The organism is Streptomyces sp. NPDC026589, from assembly GCF_040638385.1.
Lineage (GTDB): Bacteria > Actinomycetota > Actinomycetes > Streptomycetales > Streptomycetaceae > Streptomyces.
On the sequence record NZ_JBEZYG010000032.1, the window covers coordinates 57,526 to 74,705 of the forward strand.

The 17,180-nt window shown below is 73.2% G+C and carries 18 protein-coding genes; 6 read left to right on the forward strand and 12 right to left on the reverse strand.

Annotation, left to right across the window (positions count from 1 at the left end; translation table 11 throughout):
- Positions 1 to 121: 121 nt before the first annotated feature.
- Complete coding sequence (locus tag AB0F29_RS36720; RefSeq protein WP_361881929.1) at positions 122 to 1,240, reverse strand: glycerate kinase; 1,119 nt, start codon at positions 1,238 to 1,240, stop codon at positions 122 to 124.
- A 138-nt stretch (positions 1,241 to 1,378) separates the two neighbouring features.
- On the opposite strand from AB0F29_RS36720, the gene AB0F29_RS36725 reads away from it, so the two are divergent.
- Positions 1,379 to 1,876, forward strand: a complete 498-nt coding sequence (locus AB0F29_RS36725; protein WP_361881857.1) for an NUDIX hydrolase — start codon at positions 1,379 to 1,381, stop codon at positions 1,874 to 1,876.
- A 79-nt stretch (positions 1,877 to 1,955) separates the two neighbouring features.
- On the opposite strand, the gene AB0F29_RS36730 is transcribed toward AB0F29_RS36725, so the two are convergent.
- Positions 1,956 to 2,156: a type II toxin-antitoxin system VapB family antitoxin gene (locus AB0F29_RS36730; protein ID WP_274343159.1), complete on the reverse strand. Its 201-nt coding sequence runs from the start codon at positions 2,154 to 2,156 to the stop codon at positions 1,956 to 1,958.
- 66 nt (positions 2,157 to 2,222) lie between these two features.
- Here AB0F29_RS36730 and AB0F29_RS36735 point away from each other — a divergent pair, with 66 nt between their 5' ends.
- Positions 2,223 to 2,951: a Sir2 family NAD-dependent protein deacetylase gene (locus AB0F29_RS36735; RefSeq protein ID WP_361881860.1), complete on the forward strand. Its 729-nt coding sequence runs from the start codon at positions 2,223 to 2,225 to the stop codon at positions 2,949 to 2,951.
- A gap of 149 nt (positions 2,952 to 3,100) precedes the next feature.
- On the opposite strand, the gene AB0F29_RS36740 is transcribed toward AB0F29_RS36735, so the two are convergent.
- Positions 3,101 to 3,505, reverse strand: coding sequence for a (2Fe-2S) ferredoxin domain-containing protein (locus AB0F29_RS36740; protein ID WP_361881863.1), 405 nt, complete (start codon positions 3,503 to 3,505; stop codon positions 3,101 to 3,103).
- Positions 3,506 to 3,882: 377 nt separating this feature from the next.
- Between AB0F29_RS36740 and AB0F29_RS36745 the strand changes: the two genes are divergently transcribed.
- On the forward strand, positions 3,883 to 4,467 hold the full coding sequence (locus AB0F29_RS36745) for a TMEM165/GDT1 family protein (RefSeq protein ID WP_361881866.1): 585 nt from the start codon (positions 3,883 to 3,885) through the stop codon (positions 4,465 to 4,467).
- Between the two features lie 53 nt (positions 4,468 to 4,520).
- Here AB0F29_RS36745 and AB0F29_RS36750 read toward each other — a convergent pair whose 3' ends face one another.
- The 5 genes from AB0F29_RS36750 to AB0F29_RS36770 all read right to left on the reverse strand — a co-directional run bounded on the left by AB0F29_RS36750 (position 4,521) and on the right by AB0F29_RS36770 (position 9,628).
- Positions 4,521 to 5,057, reverse strand: a complete 537-nt coding sequence (locus AB0F29_RS36750; protein WP_361881869.1) for a methylated-DNA--[protein]-cysteine S-methyltransferase — start codon at positions 5,055 to 5,057, stop codon at positions 4,521 to 4,523.
- Between the two features lie 49 nt (positions 5,058 to 5,106).
- Positions 5,107 to 6,579, reverse strand: coding sequence for an AlkA N-terminal domain-containing protein (locus AB0F29_RS36755; RefSeq protein ID WP_361881872.1), 1,473 nt, complete (start codon positions 6,577 to 6,579; stop codon positions 5,107 to 5,109).
- A 112-nt stretch (positions 6,580 to 6,691) separates the two neighbouring features.
- Positions 6,692 to 7,225, reverse strand: a complete 534-nt coding sequence (locus AB0F29_RS36760; RefSeq protein WP_018955169.1) for an O-acetyl-ADP-ribose deacetylase — start codon at positions 7,223 to 7,225, stop codon at positions 6,692 to 6,694.
- Between the two features lie 45 nt (positions 7,226 to 7,270).
- Positions 7,271 to 8,686 carry an NAD(P)/FAD-dependent oxidoreductase gene (locus tag AB0F29_RS36765; RefSeq protein ID WP_361881875.1) on the reverse strand — a complete coding sequence of 472 codons (1,416 nt, stop codon included), beginning with the start codon at positions 8,684 to 8,686 and terminating at the stop codon, positions 7,271 to 7,273.
- A 96-nt stretch (positions 8,687 to 8,782) separates the two neighbouring features.
- On the reverse strand, positions 8,783 to 9,628 hold the full coding sequence (locus tag AB0F29_RS36770; RefSeq protein ID WP_361881878.1) for an inositol monophosphatase family protein: 846 nt from the start codon (positions 9,626 to 9,628) through the stop codon (positions 8,783 to 8,785).
- Positions 9,629 to 10,053: 425 nt separating this feature from the next.
- On the opposite strand from AB0F29_RS36770, the gene AB0F29_RS36775 reads away from it, so the two are divergent.
- Complete coding sequence (locus AB0F29_RS36775; RefSeq protein ID WP_361881881.1) at positions 10,054 to 10,749, forward strand: type 1 glutamine amidotransferase domain-containing protein; 696 nt, start codon at positions 10,054 to 10,056, stop codon at positions 10,747 to 10,749.
- A 40-nt stretch (positions 10,750 to 10,789) separates the two neighbouring features.
- Here AB0F29_RS36775 and AB0F29_RS36780 read toward each other — a convergent pair whose 3' ends face one another.
- Entirely contained in the window at positions 10,790 to 11,170 is a 381-nt protein-coding gene (locus tag AB0F29_RS36780; RefSeq protein WP_361881932.1) for a zinc ribbon domain-containing protein, read from the reverse strand.
- Positions 11,171 to 11,295: 125 nt separating this feature from the next.
- Positions 11,296 to 12,102 (reverse strand): TetR family transcriptional regulator, encoded by an 807-nt coding sequence (locus AB0F29_RS36785; RefSeq protein WP_361881935.1) that lies wholly within the window; start codon positions 12,100 to 12,102, stop codon positions 11,296 to 11,298.
- A 169-nt stretch (positions 12,103 to 12,271) separates the two neighbouring features.
- On the opposite strand from AB0F29_RS36785, the gene AB0F29_RS36790 reads away from it, so the two are divergent.
- Positions 12,272 to 13,057, forward strand: a complete 786-nt coding sequence (locus AB0F29_RS36790; RefSeq protein WP_361881884.1) for an electron transfer flavoprotein subunit beta/FixA family protein — start codon at positions 12,272 to 12,274, stop codon at positions 13,055 to 13,057.
- A gap of 60 nt (positions 13,058 to 13,117) precedes the next feature.
- Positions 13,118 to 14,080, forward strand: a complete 963-nt coding sequence (locus tag AB0F29_RS36795; RefSeq protein ID WP_361881887.1) for an electron transfer flavoprotein subunit alpha/FixB family protein — start codon at positions 13,118 to 13,120, stop codon at positions 14,078 to 14,080.
- A gap of 76 nt (positions 14,081 to 14,156) precedes the next feature.
- Here the strand turns inward: AB0F29_RS36795 and AB0F29_RS36800 are convergent, their stop codons facing one another.
- Both AB0F29_RS36800 and AB0F29_RS36805 read right to left on the reverse strand, forming a co-directional pair.
- Complete coding sequence (locus AB0F29_RS36800; protein WP_361881890.1) at positions 14,157 to 15,548, reverse strand: SidA/IucD/PvdA family monooxygenase; 1,392 nt, start codon at positions 15,546 to 15,548, stop codon at positions 14,157 to 14,159.
- Positions 15,549 to 15,609: 61 nt separating this feature from the next.
- Complete coding sequence (locus tag AB0F29_RS36805) at positions 15,610 to 17,133, reverse strand: aminotransferase class V-fold PLP-dependent enzyme (RefSeq protein WP_361881893.1); 1,524 nt, start codon at positions 17,131 to 17,133, stop codon at positions 15,610 to 15,612.
- Positions 17,134 to 17,180 lie beyond the last annotated feature (47 nt).

Consider the following 17,180-nt stretch of genomic DNA (forward strand, 5'->3'; position numbering starts at 1 on the left):
CCCGGCGTCTGTCCCCGGGCCCCTCCCTGTCCCCCTGTGCTCTCCACGTACGCCTGAGCCGGTACGCCTGAGCCGCTCACACCTGATCCACGCACCGTGGTCCGCGGACGACCGCTCCGCGTCAGCGCAGCAGGAAGTCCCGGGCGATCGACTCCGCAGCCCGCTCCAGCAGCGGCCCGGCCTGGGCCATGGACACCGCCGGGTCCGGTTCCAGCTCGGCCAGGGCGTAGGCGCGGCGGATGCCCGCCTTCTCCAGGGCCTCCGGGGGCAGGGCGAGCCGGCCGCAGACCGCGACGACCTCGATCCCGGCCGCGCGCGCGGCGGCGGCGACCCCGGCCGGGGCCTTGCCGTGCAGCGTCTGCTCGTCGAGCGAGCCCTCGCCCGTGATGACCAGGGTGGCGCGGGCGAGCGCGGGGGCGAAGCCGAGCACGTCGAGCATCACCTCGATGCCGGGGCGGAAGCGGGCGCCGAGAGCGACGAGCGCCCCGTAGCCGATGCCGCCGGCCGCGCCCGCGCCGGGCAGGGCCGCCGTGTCCGGGCCCAGGATCGAGGCGTAGTGCGCCAGGGCGGCGTCGAGGACCGCGATGTCCTCCTCGCTCGCGCCCTTCTGGCGGCCGTACACCTCGGGCGCTCCCTTGGGCCCCGTCAGCGGGTTGTCCACGTCGCTGGCCAGGACCAGGTCGATGTCCGCCAGCCGGGGGTCGAGCCCCGTGAGGTCGGCCTCGGCCAGCTCCGCCAGAGGGCCGCCACCGGGGCCCACGGGCTTGCCGTCCGCGTCCAGGAAGCGTGCTCCGAGCGCGGCGAGCATGCCCGCGCCGCCGTCCGTGGTGGCGCTGCCGCCGACCCCGAACACGATCGTCGTCGCCCCCGCCTCCAGGGCGGCCAGCAGCAGCTCGCCCGAGCCGTACGTGGTGGCCGTGAGCGGGGCGAACACCCCGTCGGGCAGGTGCTGGAGGCCCGAGGCCTCGGCCATCTCCACCACGGCGGTGGACCCGCGCAGCGCGTACGCCGCCGTCACCGGGTCCCCGAGAGGTCCGGTCACCCGCGCCTCGCGGCGCTCGAATCCGGCGGCCACCGCCGCCGCGACCGTGCCGTCGCCGCCGTCCGCGACCGGCAGGGTCTCCACCCGCACGTCGGGGACGACGCGCCGCAGCCCGGCCGTCACCCGCTCCGCGACCTGCACGGCCGTGAGCGAGCCCTTGAACTTGTCCGCCGCCACGAGCACGCGGGCGGTCTCCACATCTGCTCCGTCCGTCACCTTGCATCCCTTGCTTTCGAACAGGCAGTCGCGCCGCCCCGACCTTATCCGCACACCCCCTGATCTGCCCATGGCCGTCGACGGCAGTGCGGTCGGGCCCGCGCCACTACGCTGTCGGCCGTGACGACTCCCGATGCCGACTACGCCACGTACATCTCCGGGCTCCCCCGGGTCCTGTCCGGCGCCGCCTCCCTCTTCCGCGACGCGGAGGGACGGCTCCTCCTCGTCGAGCCGAACTACCGCGAGGGCTGGGCTCTGCCCGGCGGGACCGTCGAGTCGGATGCGGGTGAGGGGCCCCGGCAGGCCGCGCGGCGCGAGACGGCGGAGGAGATCGGTCTCGACCTGGCGCCCGGGCGGCTGCTCGCCGTGGACTGGGTGCGGGGCCCCGGCCGCCCGCCGATCGTGGCGTATCTGTACGACGGCGGGGTGCTCACCGCGGACCAGCTGGCGGCGGTCCGGATCCAGGAGGATGAGCTGCTGTCCTGGCGGCTGGTGGCGCCCGCCGATCTGGACGGCTTTCTGCTCGGCACGCTCGGGGGCAGGGTCCGGGCGGCGCTGGAGGTACTGAGCTCCGGCGCCGGGACCGTGGAGCTGGAGGACGGCGAGCCGGTCGCGTAGAGCGCGAGGGGATCGGCCCTGCCCGGGCCCGGCCCGTACGGGCGACCAGCCGTGCTCGGCCCGGTCCCGTACCCGGCGATCAGCCCTGCTGTGCCTCGGGCTTGACCTCCACATCGCGCACAGCGCCCTCGCGGTCGGCGACCAGGGCCTCGGTACGGTGGCCGCGCGCGATGTAGTCGCGCACCACGAGTTCGACGGCGTCCTGGGGGTTGCCGACCCCCGCGAGCACCATCGCTTCGACGACGAGTTCGGCATCCAGACTGACGGTCACCTTGGCCATGCGCGGGACCTTACACCGGCGAAATGCGCTCGCACGCCGGGTTGCCGATTCTCTAGGCTCGCCCGCATGGCTCTCGTCGCGATCCTCAGTGGTGCCGGTATCTCCACCGACTCCGGCATTCCGGACTACCGGGGGCCCAACGGGGTGTGGCGCACGGATCCGGAGGCGGAGAAGCTCGTCACGTACGACTTCTACATGTCCGACCCCGCGATCCGCCGCCGCTCGTGGCTGATGCGCCGCGACGCCGCCCTCCGGAAGCCCGAGCCGAACGCCGCCCACCGGGCGGTCGCGGAGCTGGAGCGGTCCGGCGTACCGGTCCGGGTGATCACGCAGAACATCGACGGGCTGCACCAGCGGGCCGGCCTGCCCGACCGCAAGGTCCTCGAACTCCACGGCACCGCACACCGGGTGGCCTGCACGCGCTGCCACGTTCGGTCCTCGATGGCCGTGGCCCTGGAGCGGGTCGAGGCGGGCGAGGCCGACCCGGCGTGCACGGCGTGCGGCGGGGTCCTCAAGCCGGCGACGGTGATGTTCGGCGAACGGCTGGACCCGCAGGTGCTCGCCGACGCGATGGCGATCGCCAAGGCGTGCGAGGTGTTCGTGACGGTCGGTTCGTCACTGCAGGTGCAGCCCGCCGCTTCGCTCGTCGGGATCGCGGCCGAGCACGGGGCCCGATTGGTCGTGGTGAACGCGGAGCCGACCCCGTACGACGAACTCGCCGACGAGATCGTGCGGGAGCCGATCGGTGTCTCGCTGCCCAAGCTGCTGGCCGGGCTGAGCGGCTCGGACGGCTGACCTGCCGACCGGGCCGTCGGCGCAGGTGACCGTAGTCGCACTCCTTGTCCGCGTGCGGCTTCTCCGGCGCCGCGCTCGTCGGGCACCAACCGCGCGCTCAACCAGCTCCGTCGTGCACGGCTCGACGAACGAGCGCGCCCTACGGCCTCTCAGCCGTCCAGACCCGCCCGGACCCGGCGCGAGGGCTGGAAGACGTACAGGTCGAGGATGTCCGGGGCGTCCGCGAGCCCCGGGCCGCCCGCCGCCGCCCACGTCACGATGTCCTGCTCGGCGTGCTCGTCGTTGACCAGCCCCAGCCAGACCGGCCGGCCCCCGGCGCGGCGGCCCTCGGCGGAGGGCTGCACGACGATGACGTTGCCCTGCTCGCAGGCGTCCAGGCACTCGACCGCCCGTACGGTGGCGGCGCCGTCCAGGCCGGTGCGCAGCCGGGTCAGCTGGGCCGCGTGGTCGACGCCCGGGATCTTCTCCGTGCCGCAGCAGCACCCCCGGCAGACGCTGACGGTGGGCCGGGGGGCGCCCTGGGCGGGCACGTCCTTGCGGGTGCGGCGGCTCATGGGGGCACTTCCCGTCGCGGTGGGGTGGAGTCGGATGGCGGCGGACCACCACCGGTCGGGTGATCATCACGATGCTACCGAGGCGGTCTCGGTTCGAACACCAGGCCCCGTCTCCGGCAGGGTGGGGTAGTGTTGACGGCTGCGAAGGGGAGTAGCCCCGCAAACCGGTCGTCGACATACTGGAGCCTTCGGGTTCCCGGTGGCCGGGCTCGTGTGTCCTGCGAGGGACGGCCACGGGCGGGCGAGACCTTCGGTCCTGTATGACACGTCCACGTCCTGTGGGCGGAACCGTCATGCCGGGCCGAGTGGTCCTCCGAAAAGCCCGAGCGGCGCTTCGCGAAGATCCGGGGCCCGGCTCGAACAGAAAGCCACCCCGCATGCACCTCGACCCTCTGGCGATCCTCACCGCCTTCGGGCTGATCTTCCTCGCGGAGCTCCCCGACAAGACGATGTTCGCCTCGCTGGCCATGGGCACGCGGATGCGGCCGCTCTACGTGTGGTTCGGCACCTCGTCCGCGTTCGTCGTGCACGTCGCCATCGCCGTCGGCGCGGGCAGCCTCATCGGGCTGCTGCCCGACTGGACCGTCAAGCTCGTCTCGGCCTCGCTCTTCGCCTTCGGCGCGTTCATGCTGCTGCGCGGCAGCGGCGGGGACGACGACGAGGACGCCGAGGTGAAGACCGTGACCGGGTTCTGGCCGGTCTGCACGACCGCGTTCATGGCGGTCTTCATCAGCGAGTGGGGCGATCTGACGCAGATCACCACCGCCAACCTGGCGGCGAGCAACGGCACCTGGTCCACGGCGATCGGTGCGGCCGCTGCCCTGATGTCGGTCTCGGCGCTGGCGCTGCTCGCGGGGAAGTTCATCGCGAAGCGCGTACCTCTGAAGACCGTGCAGCGCGTCGGCGGGATCTGCATGCTGGGCCTCGCCGTCTGGACGACCGTGGAGATCTTCACCGGCTGAGGAACGCGGGGCGGGGCGGGGCCGTGCCGGCTTCGGCACGGCCCCGCCCGCTCTCAGAACAGCGCCTGCGCCCCGTCGTCCGTCCCTCCGCTCTCGAAGGCGAGCAGCCGCTGCTTGCGGTCCAGGCCGCCGCCGTAGCCGGTGAGGCTCCCGGAGGCTCCGATCACCCGGTGGCACGGCACGATGATCCCGACGGGGTTCTTGCCGTTGGCCAGTCCGACCGCCCGCGAGGCGCCCGGCTTTCCGAGCTCCTCGGCCAGTGCGCCGTACGTACGGGTCTCGCCGTACGGGATCTTCAACAGCTCCGCCCACACGCTCCGCTGGAACGGCGTGCCCGCGAGGTTCAGCGGGAGGTCGAAGGTGGTGCGTTCCCCGGCGAAGTATTCGGTGAGCTGCTGGATCGTCTCGGCGAAGGGCTCCGGATCCGGGTCGCCGAAGGTCTCCTGGGGCGGGCGGTGGCGCTGGTCGGTCATGTAGAGGGCGGAGAGGACTCCGTCGGTGGCGACGAGCGTGAGCGGGCCGTAGGGGCTGTCGAGGACCGTGTGCTGCTTGGTCAGCGGTGAGGTGGGGGTGGTGCTGGTCGTGGTCATGGAGCCGTGTCCTTGTCAGCGTCAGGCGTCAGGCGTCAGGCGTCAGGCGTCAGGCGGGCAGGTGGTTGATGGGGTGGTCGTCCACCGTCCAGAGGTACTGCACGGCGTACGCCCGCCAGGGGCGCCAGTCGACGGCCCGAGCGGTGAGGGCGGCGGGGGTGGCCGGCAGGCCCAGCCGCTCGGCCGCCCGGCGGATGCCGAGGTCGGTGGGGAGGAAGGCGTCGGGGTCGCCGAGGGCCCGCATGGCGATGGACTCGACCGTCCAGGGGCCGAAGCCGGGCAGGGCGGCCAGTTCGGCGCGGGCCCGCTCCCAGTCGGTGTCGGTGTCGAGCCGCAGCCGGTCCTCCGCGAGGGCGGCGACGAGCGTGGTGAGGGTGGTGCGGCGGGTGCGCGGCAGGGCCAGGGCCTCCGGGTCGAGTCCCGCCAGCGCCTCCGGGGTCGGGAAGAGGTGCGTCAGCCCGCCCTCGGGGTCCTCGACCGGGACGCCGTGGGCGGTGACCAGCCGGGCGGCGTGGGTGCGGGCGGCGGCGGTGGAGACCTGCTGGCCGAGCACCGCGCGTACGGCGAACTCCGCCCCGTCCACGGTGCGGGGCACCCGGCGGCCGGGGCCCGCGTCGACCAGCGGGGCGAGCAGCGGATCGGTGCGCAGCTGGGCGTCGACGGCGACCGGGTCCGCGTCCAGGTCGAGGAGCCAGCGGCAGCGGCTGATCGCCCGGGTGAGGTCGCGGGGGTCGGTGAGGGAGAGCCGGCAGGCGATGTGGTCGGGCGCCGGACTCAGGGCGACGACGCCGTGCCCGTAAGGGAGAGTGAGGGTGCGCCGGTACGCGCCGTCCCGCCACTCCTCGACGCCGGGGACGGCGGTCGCGGCGAGGTGGCCGAAGAGGTTGCTGGGGTTGAGCGGGGCCCGGTACGGGAGGCGGAGCGCGATGACGCCCGGTACGGCGGCGGGCCGGGGGCCCCGGGCGGCTCGGGTGCGCAGTTCGCCGGGGGCCAGGCCGAAGACCTCGCGGACCGTCTCGTTGAAGGTGCGGATCGAGGAGAAGCCGGCGGCGAAGGCGACCTCGGCCATGGGCAGCGCGGTCGTCTCGATGAGGAGGCGGGCGGTCTGCGCCCGCTGGGCGCGGGCCAGGGCCAGCGGGCCGGCGCCCAGCTCGGCCAGCAGCTGGCGTTCGATCTGCCGTGCCGAGTAGCCGAGCCGGGCGGCGAGCCCGGGTACGCCCTCGCGGTCGACGACCCCGTCCCGGATCAGGCGCATGGCGCGGGCGACCGAGTCGGCGCGGGCGTTCCACTCGGGGGAGCCGGGGCTGGTGTCGGGGCGGCACCGCTTGCAGGCCCGGAATCCGGCCTGCTGGCAGGCGGCGGCGCTGGGGTAGAAGGTCATGTTGCGGACCTTGGGCGGCACGACGGGGCAGCTGGGGCGGCAGTAGATCCGGGTGGTGAGGACCGCGGTGAAGAACCAGCCGTCGAAGCGGGCGTCCTTGGACTGGACGGCCCGCACGCAGCGCTCGGTGTCGGTGTGCATGGTTCCAGGATGGTGTACCGGTCAGCGGCTTGGCTGGCGGAAATCCGACAGGGTCCTCGCGCGGAAATCCGACAGGCGTCCGGACTTTTCCGGTGGTCGGCGGGGCGCGGCCTCAGCGCATCGCGAGGACTTCCTCGAACTCCACGTACGCGTGGGCGTCGAAGAGGACGAAGCGCACCTCTTCCACCGGCTCCACGGTCTCCGCCAGGACCGTGCGCACGGCGATCTTGGCCCCGTCGTCCATCGGCCAGCCGTAGATGCCGGTGGAGATCGCCGGGAACGCGATGGACCTGGCCCCCAACTCGGCTGCCAGGCGCAGGGATTCGCGGTAGCAGGAGGCGAGCAGGGCGGAGCGGTCCTGGGCGCCGGAGAAGACCGGGCCGACGGTGTGCACGATCCACCGGGCGTCGAGGCGTCCGGCGGTGGTGGCGACGGCCTGCCCGGTGGGCAGTCCCTTTCCGTAGTGCGAGGCGCGCAGTTCACGGCAGGCGGCGAGGATGTCGGGCCCGCCGCGCCGGTGAATGGCGCCGTCGACTCCGCCGCCGCCGAGCAGCGAGGAGTTCGCCGCGTTGACGATGACGTCGACGGACTGGTCGGTGATGTCGCCGCGGACCAGACGTACGGCGGGGGAGACAGAGGTGCTCATGCGGACATCATGCCGCGCGCCGGGGGCCTTCGCCGCCCGGTCCGTTCAGGAGGCCCGCAGCCTGCGCCATACGGCCTTGGCGGCGTGGTGGCCGGACATGCCGTGGACCCCTGGTCCGGGCGGGGTGGCCGACGAGCAGAGGAAGACCGCGGGGTGCGCGGTGGCGTAGGGGACGCGGGCGAGTTTGGGGCGGATCAGCGTCTGGAGGCCGGCGAAGGCTCCGCACGCGATGTCGCCGCCGATGTAGTTGGCGTTGCGCGCGGCGAGTTGGGGCGGGCCCGCGAGGGCACGGGCGAGCACCAGGTCGCGGAACCCTGGGGCGAAGCGCTCCAGTTGGCGTTCGATGACGTCGGTCGCGTCGCCCTCCCAGCCCGCCGGGACGTGCCCGTACACCCAGAAGACGTGGCGTCCTTCGGGGGCCCGGGTGGGGTCGGTCAGGCTGGGCTGGGCGGTGATGAGGAAGGGGACGCTCGGGTCACGGCCCTCGACGGCCGCCTTCAGCGCGGTGTCGATGGTCCCGGCGTCGGGGCCGATGTGGACGGTGCCCGCGCGGCGGGCCTCGGACGCGGTCCAGGGGACGGGGCCCGACAGCGCGTAGTCGATCTTGAAGGCGGAGGCGCCGTAGCGGTAGCGGTGGTAGGCGGAGCCGAGGCCCGCGATCCGGGCGAGCGCGGAGGGCGAGGTGTCGAAGATGTAGGCGCGGGCGGGCGGGAGTTCGTCCAGACGCCGGACCTCGCTGCCGGTGCGGATCGTGCCGCCCTGTTCCCGGAGGTAGGAGGCGAGGGCGTCGGAGATGGCCTGGGAGCCGCCGCGCGGCACCGGCCAGCCGTTCTCGTGGGCGGCGAGCGCGAAGACGAGGGCGATGGCAGAGGTGGCGAATCCGCTGGTGGGAGCTATGGCGTGGGCGGCGAGCCCGGCGAAGAGGCCGCGGGCCTTCTCGCCGGCGAAGCGGCGGGAGACCCAGGTGGCGGGCTGGAGGCCGAGCAGGCCGAAGCGGGCCAGCCGGTAGGGGTCCCGGGGCAGGCCGTCCCAGGGGGTGCGCAGGAAGTCGGCGGCCAGGGTGTCCCAGCGGCCGAGGAAGGGGGCGATGAGGCGGCGGTAGGCACCGGCGTCGGCGGCACCCAGCGACATCGCGCTCTCGCCGACGGAGCGCGTGAGCACGGCGGCGGTGCCGTCCGGGAAGGGGTGCGCGAGGTCGATCTCGGGGTGCAGCCACTCCAGACCGTGCCGGGCCAGGGGCATCGCCCGGAACGCGGGTGAGCCGATCGCCAGGGGGTGCACGGCGGAACAGGTGTCGTGCCGGAACCCCGGGAGGGTCAGCTCCTCGGTGCGGGCTCCCCCACCGACGGTGTCGTGCGCCTCGTGGACCTCCACCGCGAGGCCCCGGCGGGCCAGTTCGGCCGCGGCGGTCAGTCCGTTGGGACCCGCGCCCACCACGACCGCATCGAGCATCGACGGCACCTTGGGACTCCTTCGTCGGCCGGCAGTCGGACCCCCAGGATATTCGCCGCCACCGACCGTGCGGACGCGGGTACCCCGGGTGCCCGGCCGGGCTGGTCAGCCGTCCGTGCGCAGGGCTGCCAGGACGCGCTGGGCGGTGGCCTCGTCACGGGCCGCCGTGAACGGCAGGTCGTTGCCGCCCGCGATACGGAACGGGGCGCCGGACAGGGTCGACTGGGCGCCGCCCGCCTCGGTGACCAGGAGCAGGCCCGCGGCGTGGTCCCAGGCGTACTCCCAGTTGAAGGCGGTGGCGTCCAGGGCGCCGCGGGCGACGGCGAGGTATTCGAGTCCGGCCGAGCCGCAGGGGCGGGCCGCGATGCCTTCGGTGCGCAGGCCGAGCAGGGCCCGCTTCTGGGCCTCGCTGATGTGGTCGGGGTGCGACATCGCCACGTTCAGCACGGCGCCGGGTGCGGGCGCCCCGGAGCGTATCGGCACCCCGTTGAGCGTGGCCCCCCGGCCGCGTACGGCGATGGCCATCTCGTCCCGGACCGGTGCGTACGTCCAGGAGGCGTGTACCTCGCCGTGGAGGGCGAGGGCGACCAGGGTACAGAAGCCGGCCTCGCCCCGGACGAACTGGCGGGTGCCGTCGACCGGGTCGACGATCCAGACCGGGGCGTCGCCGCCGAGGGCGTCGTAGACCGCCGGGTCGGCGTGCACGGACTCCTCACCGACGACGACCGAGCCGGGCAGCAGCTTGGTGAGGGCGGCGGTGAGGTGTTCCTCGGCCAGCCGGTCGGCGGCGGTGACCAGGTCGTGGGGGCCGCTCTTCTCGATGATCTCGTGCGCGGCGAGCTTCCGGTGGCGCGGCATGATCTCGGCCGCGGCGGCGGCGCGCACGGCGGCCTCGACCTCGGCCGGCGGTCCGGTATCCCCGGCGGTCCCGTACAGGAAGTCATCGATCATGGCTCCAGCTAAGCACGGCCGTACGAGCGCTCGTCCCCCGGGTGAATGCGGACATCTCCGGCGGGGTGACGGGGCGATCCGGACGTCGCCGGGCCTCCTGCGCAAGCTCACCGAGACGCCGTGACCGGGAATCCCGGTGGCGTGGCGCTCGGTCTCCTGAGTCCGCGCACCGGATAGGCCGGCCGATTCCGCCCCACCGGATGAGCCGTCCGGCCGACTCCGCCCCACCGGATGAGCCGTCCGGCCGACTCCGCCCCACCGGATGATTCGGACCGCCCACCGCGGGCAGGCGATCCGCCGGACGGCCGATCGCCGCCGCCCCGTCGGAAGCCTCTTTCCGGCACACGTGGGCGGGAGGCGGATTCCGGCCCGGCCGGGCCTACCGTCGGCCCGGTCAGCCACCCCGACCAACGGAGATGTACGACATGGCAAAGATCCTTTTCGTGGTGTCCGGCGCGGACCACTGGACCCTGGCGGACGGCACGGCCCACCCCACGGGCTTCTGGGCCGAGGAGGCCGTGGCTCCGTACCGGGCGTTCACCGGCGCCGGGCACGAGGTGGTCGTCGCCACCCCGGGCGGCGTCGTCCCGACCGTGGACCGCGGCAGCCTGGCGCCCGAGGTCAACGGCGGCCAGGAGGGCGCCGACGCGGTGGCGGCCGGTCTTGAGGCGTTCGAGGAGCTGCGGCGGCCGGTCGCACTGGAGGACGTGGACCCGGACGCCTACGACGCCGTCTTCTACCCCGGCGGCCACGGCCCGATGGAGGACCTCGCGGTGGATCCCGTCTCCGGGCGGCTGCTCGTCCGGGTGCTGGCTTCGGGCAAGCCGCTCGGTGTGGTCTGCCACGGCCCGGCGGCGCTGCTGGCCGCGACCGGCCCCGATGGCGGATCCGCGTTCGCCGGGTACCGGCTGACCGGCTTCACCAACGCCGAGGAGACCCAGGCGGGCTTCGCGGACAAGGCCAAGTGGCTGCTCCAGGACCGGCTGGTGGCGCTGGGCGCGGACTTCCAGGAGGGCGAGCCCTGGGCGCCGTTCGTCATCACCGACCGGAATCTGATCACCGGTCAGAATCCAGCCTCCTCGGCGCCGTTGGCCGCCGAAATGCTCAACCGGCTGGGCTGACCGGCCGACCGGACGTTCGCCGGCCGACCGGCCCGGACGTTCAGACCCAGTCGCGCCGTGCGGGTGGGTCACAGAGTTCCAGGACCACCTCGCCCGTCTCCGACTCGTCCCCGGAGACGGGCCGGACGCGCGCGCCGACCGTCACCAGGTGCGGAGCCGCCCCCACGATCCGGCAGCGGAAGACGAACCCTTCCGAGAACCGCACGAGGGACTCGTTGCGCGCCGCCTCGGTGTAGCGGTGGACCACGGCGGTCCGGACGACCAGTCCGTGGCCGGTGGTGCGTTCGGGCTCCAGTTCACTCGACGCGCACACCGGGCACAGCAGCCGCCGGAACGAGGCGGTGCCGCACCAGCGGCACCGGTTGTAGGAGAGGCCGCACTCCTCGTGCGCCTTCTGGACGGTGCTCGTCACGGCGCCCATCGCTGTCTGGGACACGGCTCGACCCCCTGCGCTCGACTCGGACGCGCCACACCTGCGCTGCGGGCGCGTCCGCACCATATGGCACTCAGTGCCGGATCGTAAAGGCACTGAGTGCCCATTGGTACTCAGTCCTCGCCGACGGCCGCCTCGATCTGCTGCACGACACGCCACATCGGGGTGCCCTTCCGCGCGACCATCACGATCACCTCGCCGTCGCCGGAGACGGGAAAGGGGGAGGCGGGAAAGAGGGAGGCGGGAAAGGAGCCGGCGGACGAGGGGGCCACGGGAAGGGGCGCCTTCGAGCCGGGTACGGAACCGCCCGGAAGCCCTTCCGCTCCCCTGCTCTCACATTCCGGCGACGGCGCGCCCGCCTCCGCCGCAGTCCGCCCCCACACCTCGCGCACCAGGGCGAGCGCATGGTCGACGGCCGCCTCGGGGTCTCCCTCGCCGCCCGAACGCAGCCACAGCCGAAGCCCGTTGTTGTGTGCGGCGACCACCGAAGCGGCGATCACCTCGGCCCGCAACTCCCCGTCCCCGCCCTCGCCGAACCGGCCGCGCAGATGTCCGGCGAGGGTCTGCTCGTAACGGCGCACCACCGACAGTTCGTACGTCCGCAGCCCCGGCACCTCCCGGGTGAGGCGGTAACGCTGCACGGAGAACTCCGGGTTGGCCGCGTACATCCGCAGCACGATGCGGGCGGCGTCGCACACCGCACCGACCGGGTCGCTGTCGTCGACGGCGGCCAGGAACTCGGTCATCTCGACGAGGCAGCGCTCATGATCCGGGAAGACCGCGTCCTCCTTGGACGGGAAGTAGCGGAAGAACGAACGCCGGCCCACCCCGGCCCGCGCCACGATGTCGTCCACGGTCGTCCGCTCGAAGCCCCGCTCCAGGAAGAGCTGGAACGCCGCCTGCGCGAGCACCTCCCGCATGGGTGCCTTCTTCTCGGGTCCTCGTGCCTCGCTCATGCGGCGAAACGTAGCACCGGAAGGAGCATTTTGGCACTGCGTACCTTTACAGAGGGTACTGAGTGCCATAATCTGTCCATCAGTACGAATGACACCCAGGTGGGACCACACCCAGGTAGGCAGGAGAGCCGGCGTGAGCTTGAGGATCGTTGTCTGTGTGAAGTACGTGCCCGACGCGTCCGGTGACCGGCGTTTCGCCGATGACCTGACGTTGGATCGTGAGGATGTCGACGGTCTGTTGTCGGAGCTGGACGAGTACGCGGTCGAACAGGCGTTGCAGATCGCTGACGGGGCGGACGATGCGGAGATCACCGTGGTGACGGTGGGTCCGGAGGATGCCAGGGACGCGTTGCGCAAGGCGTTGTCGATGGGTGCGGACAAGGCGGTTCACGTCGAGGACGACGATCTGCACGGCAGTGATGTGATGGGGACGTCGCTGGTGCTGGCGAAGGCTGTGGAGAAGGCCGGGTACGACCTGGTGATCTGCGGGATGGCTTCGACGGACGGTGTGATGGGTGTGCTGCCGGCGCTCCTCGCCGAGCGGTTGGGTGTGCCGCAGGTGACGCTGCTGTCGGAGGTCGCGGTGGACGGTGGTGTGGTGACCGGGCGTCGTGACGGTGACACCGCCTCCGAGCGGCTTCAGGCGTCGCTTCCGGCGGTGGTGTCGGTGACCGACCAGTCGGGTGAGGCCCGTTACCCGTCGTTCAAGGGGATCATGGCGGCGAAGAAGAAGCCGGTGGAGTCCTGGGATCTGGATGATCTGGGGCTGGACGCGGACGCGGTCGGTCTTGCGGGTGCGTGGACGGCGGTCGATTCGGCCACGGAGCGTCCGGCGCGGACGGCGGGCACGATCGTGAAGGACGAGGGTGAGGGCGGCCGTCAGCTCGCCGAGTTCCTCGTGGGCCGGAAGTTCATCTAGCCCGTATGTCCTTCCCCGCTGTTCCTCTCTCTCGTCATTTCTCGTCTGGAGTGCGTTGTCATGGCTGAAGTTCTTGTTCTGGTCGATCATGTGGACGGTGCGGTCCGTAAGCCCACGCTGGAGCTGCTGACGCTGGCCCGCCGTATCGGTGACCCGGTCGCGGTGGCGCTGGGTGCGGGTGCCGGGGCCACCGCGCCGGTGCTGGGTGAGCACGGTGCGGTGAAGGTCCTGACCTCGGACGCCCCGGAGTTCGCCGACTACCTGGTGGTGCCGAAGGTCGACGCGCTGCAGGCCGCGTTCGACGCGGTGTCCCCGGTGGCGGTGCTGGTGGTGTCGTCCGCCGAGGGCAAGGAGATCGCCGCCCGCCTCGCCCTGCGGATCGGATCCGGCATCATCACCGACGCCACCGATCTGGAGGCCGGTGACCGGGGTGTGGTGGCGACGCAGGCGGCGTTCGCCGCGTCGTTCACGACGAAGTCCCGGGTCTCCCGGGGTGTTCCGGTGATCACGGTGAAGCCGAACTCGGCGCCCGTGGAGCCGGCTCCGGCGGCGGGCACGGTCGAGGCCCTGCCGGTGTCGTTCGGTGAGGCGGCGACGGGTACGAAGGTGACGTCGCGGACGCCGCGTGAGTCGACGGGCCGCCCGGAGCTCACCGAGGCGGCGATCGTGGTCTCCGGTGGCCGTGGGGTCAACGGTGCGGAGAACTTCTCGCTGATCGAGGCGCTGGCCGACAGTCTGGGTGCGGCGGTGGGTGCGTCGCGTGCGGCGGTCGACGCGGGCTGGTATCCGCACACCTCCCAGGTCGGGCAGACGGGCAAGTCGGTCTCGCCGCAGCTGTACATCGCTTCGGGTATCTCCGGCGCGATCCAGCACCGGGCGGGGATGCAGACCTCGAAGACGATCGTCGCGGTCAACAAGGACGCCGAGGCCCCGATCTTCGAACTCGTCGACTACGGCGTCGTCGGCGACCTCTTCACGGTCGTGCCCCAGCTCACCGAAGAGATCAATACCCGCAAGGGCTGACCCCCCTGGCGAACACCCCGCCCCGGGCCGCACGGTGAACCCCACCGCGCGGCCCGCGGCCGTTCCGGCACCGTCGTCACCGCCATTCCTCCGCCGGACGTGACGCGGGATGCCGGTCGTCGCGGTCCTGCGCGCCGAGGCCGAACGTGGTGAAGGCGGTGCGTTCGGGCAGCGGGTAGAACTCCTTGCCCGTCAGCGCGTTGACGATGACGGCGGAACGCCAGGCGGCCAGGCCCAGGTCCGGTGCGCCGACGCCGTGCGTGTGCCGTTCGGCGTTCTGCACGAAGACGGAACCGGCTGTCTCCGGTGCGAGAACGAGCCGTTGGGCCGCGTCGACCTGCGGGCGCCCGGCCTCGTCGCGGACGATGTACGGGTCGAGAGCAGCGAGCAGCGTGTCGACGGGGCGCTCCCGGTATCCGGTGGCGAGGACGACGGCGTCCGTGACGAGCCGGCCCCGCGCCTCCTGCTGGCCGTGTTCGACACCGAGTTCGATGCGCCCTGCCTCGGTGACGGTGGCATCGGTGACCTCGATGCCGGGGGTGAGGGTCACCTCGGGCCAGCTTCCGCCGAGGCTGCGCCGGTACAGCTCGTCGTGGATGTCCCCGAGCGTCTCCCCGCTGACGCCCTTGTACAGCTGCCACTGGCGGGGCAGGAGCCGGTCCCGGGTGGCCTGCGGAAGTCCGTGGAAGTAGCGGGTGTAGTCGGGGGTGAACTGCTCCAGGCCGATCTTGCTGTACTCCATGGGCGCGAACGCGGGCGTACGGGCCAGCCAGGTCAGCCCCTCCGCCCCCTCGGGTCGGGAGCGCAGCAGGTCCAGCAGGACCTCGGCGCCCGACTGGCCCGAGCCGACGACGGTGATGTGGCGGGCGGCCAGCAGCCGGTTCCGCTGGGAGAGGTAGTCGGCGGAGTGCAGCACGACGGCGGCCGGGTCCTGGGCCAGCTCCCGCAGCGGTTCGGGGACGTGAGGGGCCGTGCCGACGCCGAGGGCGAGGTTGCGGGCATGGGTGAGCCCGGTGGTGAGCGCCTCCCCGTCGGGTCCCAGCCGGGTGAACTCCACGGCGAACGCGTCCTGTCCGGGGTCCCAGGCCACCGTGTCGACCCGGTGGCCGAAGCGAGTGGCGGGAAGCTCGGTACTCACCCAGCGCAGATAGTTGTCGAACTCGGATCGGTGGATGTGGAGTTGCTCGGCGAAGTAGAACGGGAAGAGCCTGCGGCGGATCTTGAGGTAATTGAGGTAGGACCAGGGGCTGGTGGGCTCGACGAGGCTCACCAGGTCGGCCAGGAAGGGCACTTGCAGAGTTGCGCCCTCGATCAGCAGCCCCGGGTGCCAGTGGAAGGCCGGGCGCTGTTCGTGGAAGACGGTGCGCAGCCCGGGGACGCCGTCGGCGAGCGCGGCGAGAGAGAGGTTGAAGGGCCCTGCCCCCACTCCCAGCAGGTCGAGGGGCGGCGTGCGCGGTCCGGGCATCATCGGGTTCCTCCGGCGGGGGTCGCTGGATCGGCGGGGGGTCGTCCCGGGCGCGTCCCGCGCGTCATGGCGACAGCCTCTCCGCCACGGGGGCATCGGTGTCCCCGGCCGCCTCTGCTTCGGCCACCGCATGGTCCGCCGCCGCCGTGACGAGGTCGAGCAGGGGCAGCAGGTCGGTGGTGGCCGCGTCCGGGTGCAGCAGGGTGGCCTTCAGCCACAGGCGGCGCCGGCCGTCGCCGTCCTCCGCCACCGCGCGGCCGAGGACGGCGCGCCCCTCGGCGAGCAGAGCACGGCGGACAGCGGCGACCACGGCGTCGCCCGCCTCGTCCGGCAGCGCGTCGGCCACCGCGGGGCGGAACAGCACGGTGCTGATCCCGATGTCCCCGGGGCGGCGGCGCAACGCGGGGCGCGCGTCGACGGCCCGGCCGAACTCCTGGGCCGTACGCACGCAGTGCTCCACCAGTTCGCCGAGCCCTCGGCGGCCGAACGCCCGGAAGGTGACCGCCATCTTCAGGGCGTCGGGGCGCCGGGTGGTGCGGATCGAGCGGCCCAGCAGGTCCGGGAGCCCGGCCTCGGTGTCGTCGTCGGCGTTGAGGTAGTCGGCGCGCAGGGACAGCGGCGCGAGCATCCCGGCGTCCGCGACGGCCAGCACTCCGGCGGCGACCGGCTGCCAGCCGAGTTTATGCAGGTCGAACGTTACGGAGGCGGCGTGCTCCAGACCCGCGAGCAGCGGGGCCAGCCGCTCGCTGAACAGCAGCGGACCGCCGTAGGCGGCATCGACGTGGAGCTGGGCCGCGTGCCGCTGCGCGACACGGGCGATCTCCGGCAGCGGGTCGATGCGCCCCTCGTCGGTGGTGCCCGCGGTGGCGACGACCAGCAGCGGTGCACCGGCGAGGGCGGCCAGCGCGTCGTCGAGGGCGGCCGGGTCGATCCGGCCGTCGCGGCAGGCGACGACCACGGGGGCGGGCAGACCGAGCATCCATGCGGCGCGGTGGACGCTGTGGTGGGCGTTGGCGCCGGTCACCACCCGGAGGGCGCCGGGGGCCGCCCGCTCCCGGGCGAGGAGCAGGGCCACCAGGTTGGACTCGGTGCCGCCGCTGGTGATGAGGGCGTCGGGGGCGGGGGCCGTCGGGTGGACCAGGCGGGCCAGTACGGCCGTGGTCAGCTCTTCGATCACGCCGGCGGCGGGCGCCTGGTCCCAGGAGTCCATGGAGGGGTTGAGGGCCGCTCCGGCCAGCTCCGCCGCGACGGCGACGGCGAGCGGCGGGCAGTGCAGATGGGCGACGCAGGCGGGGTCGGCCGGATCGGCGGCCCCTTCCGCGACCGCGCGGACCAGGTCCCCGAGAGCGGCCTCGGGTCCGATGCCCTCCTCCGGCAGGACCGGGGTGCAGAGGGCGAGGGTGGTCCGGGCCACGGCCTCGGGCCCTCCGGCGGGCAGCGGGCCGCCCCGGGCCGGGACGGCCTTCTCCAGCGCGTCCAGAACGATCGCGGTGAGGGCCCGTAGCCGGTCCGGCCCGTGCGCACCGCCCGCGACGAGACCTTCCCGCGGCCCTTCCGAGCCGGGAGCCGGCTGCGTACCGTCGCTCACACCCCACGCTCCGTGGGGAGTTCGCAGGACGGCAGGCCCTGAGCACG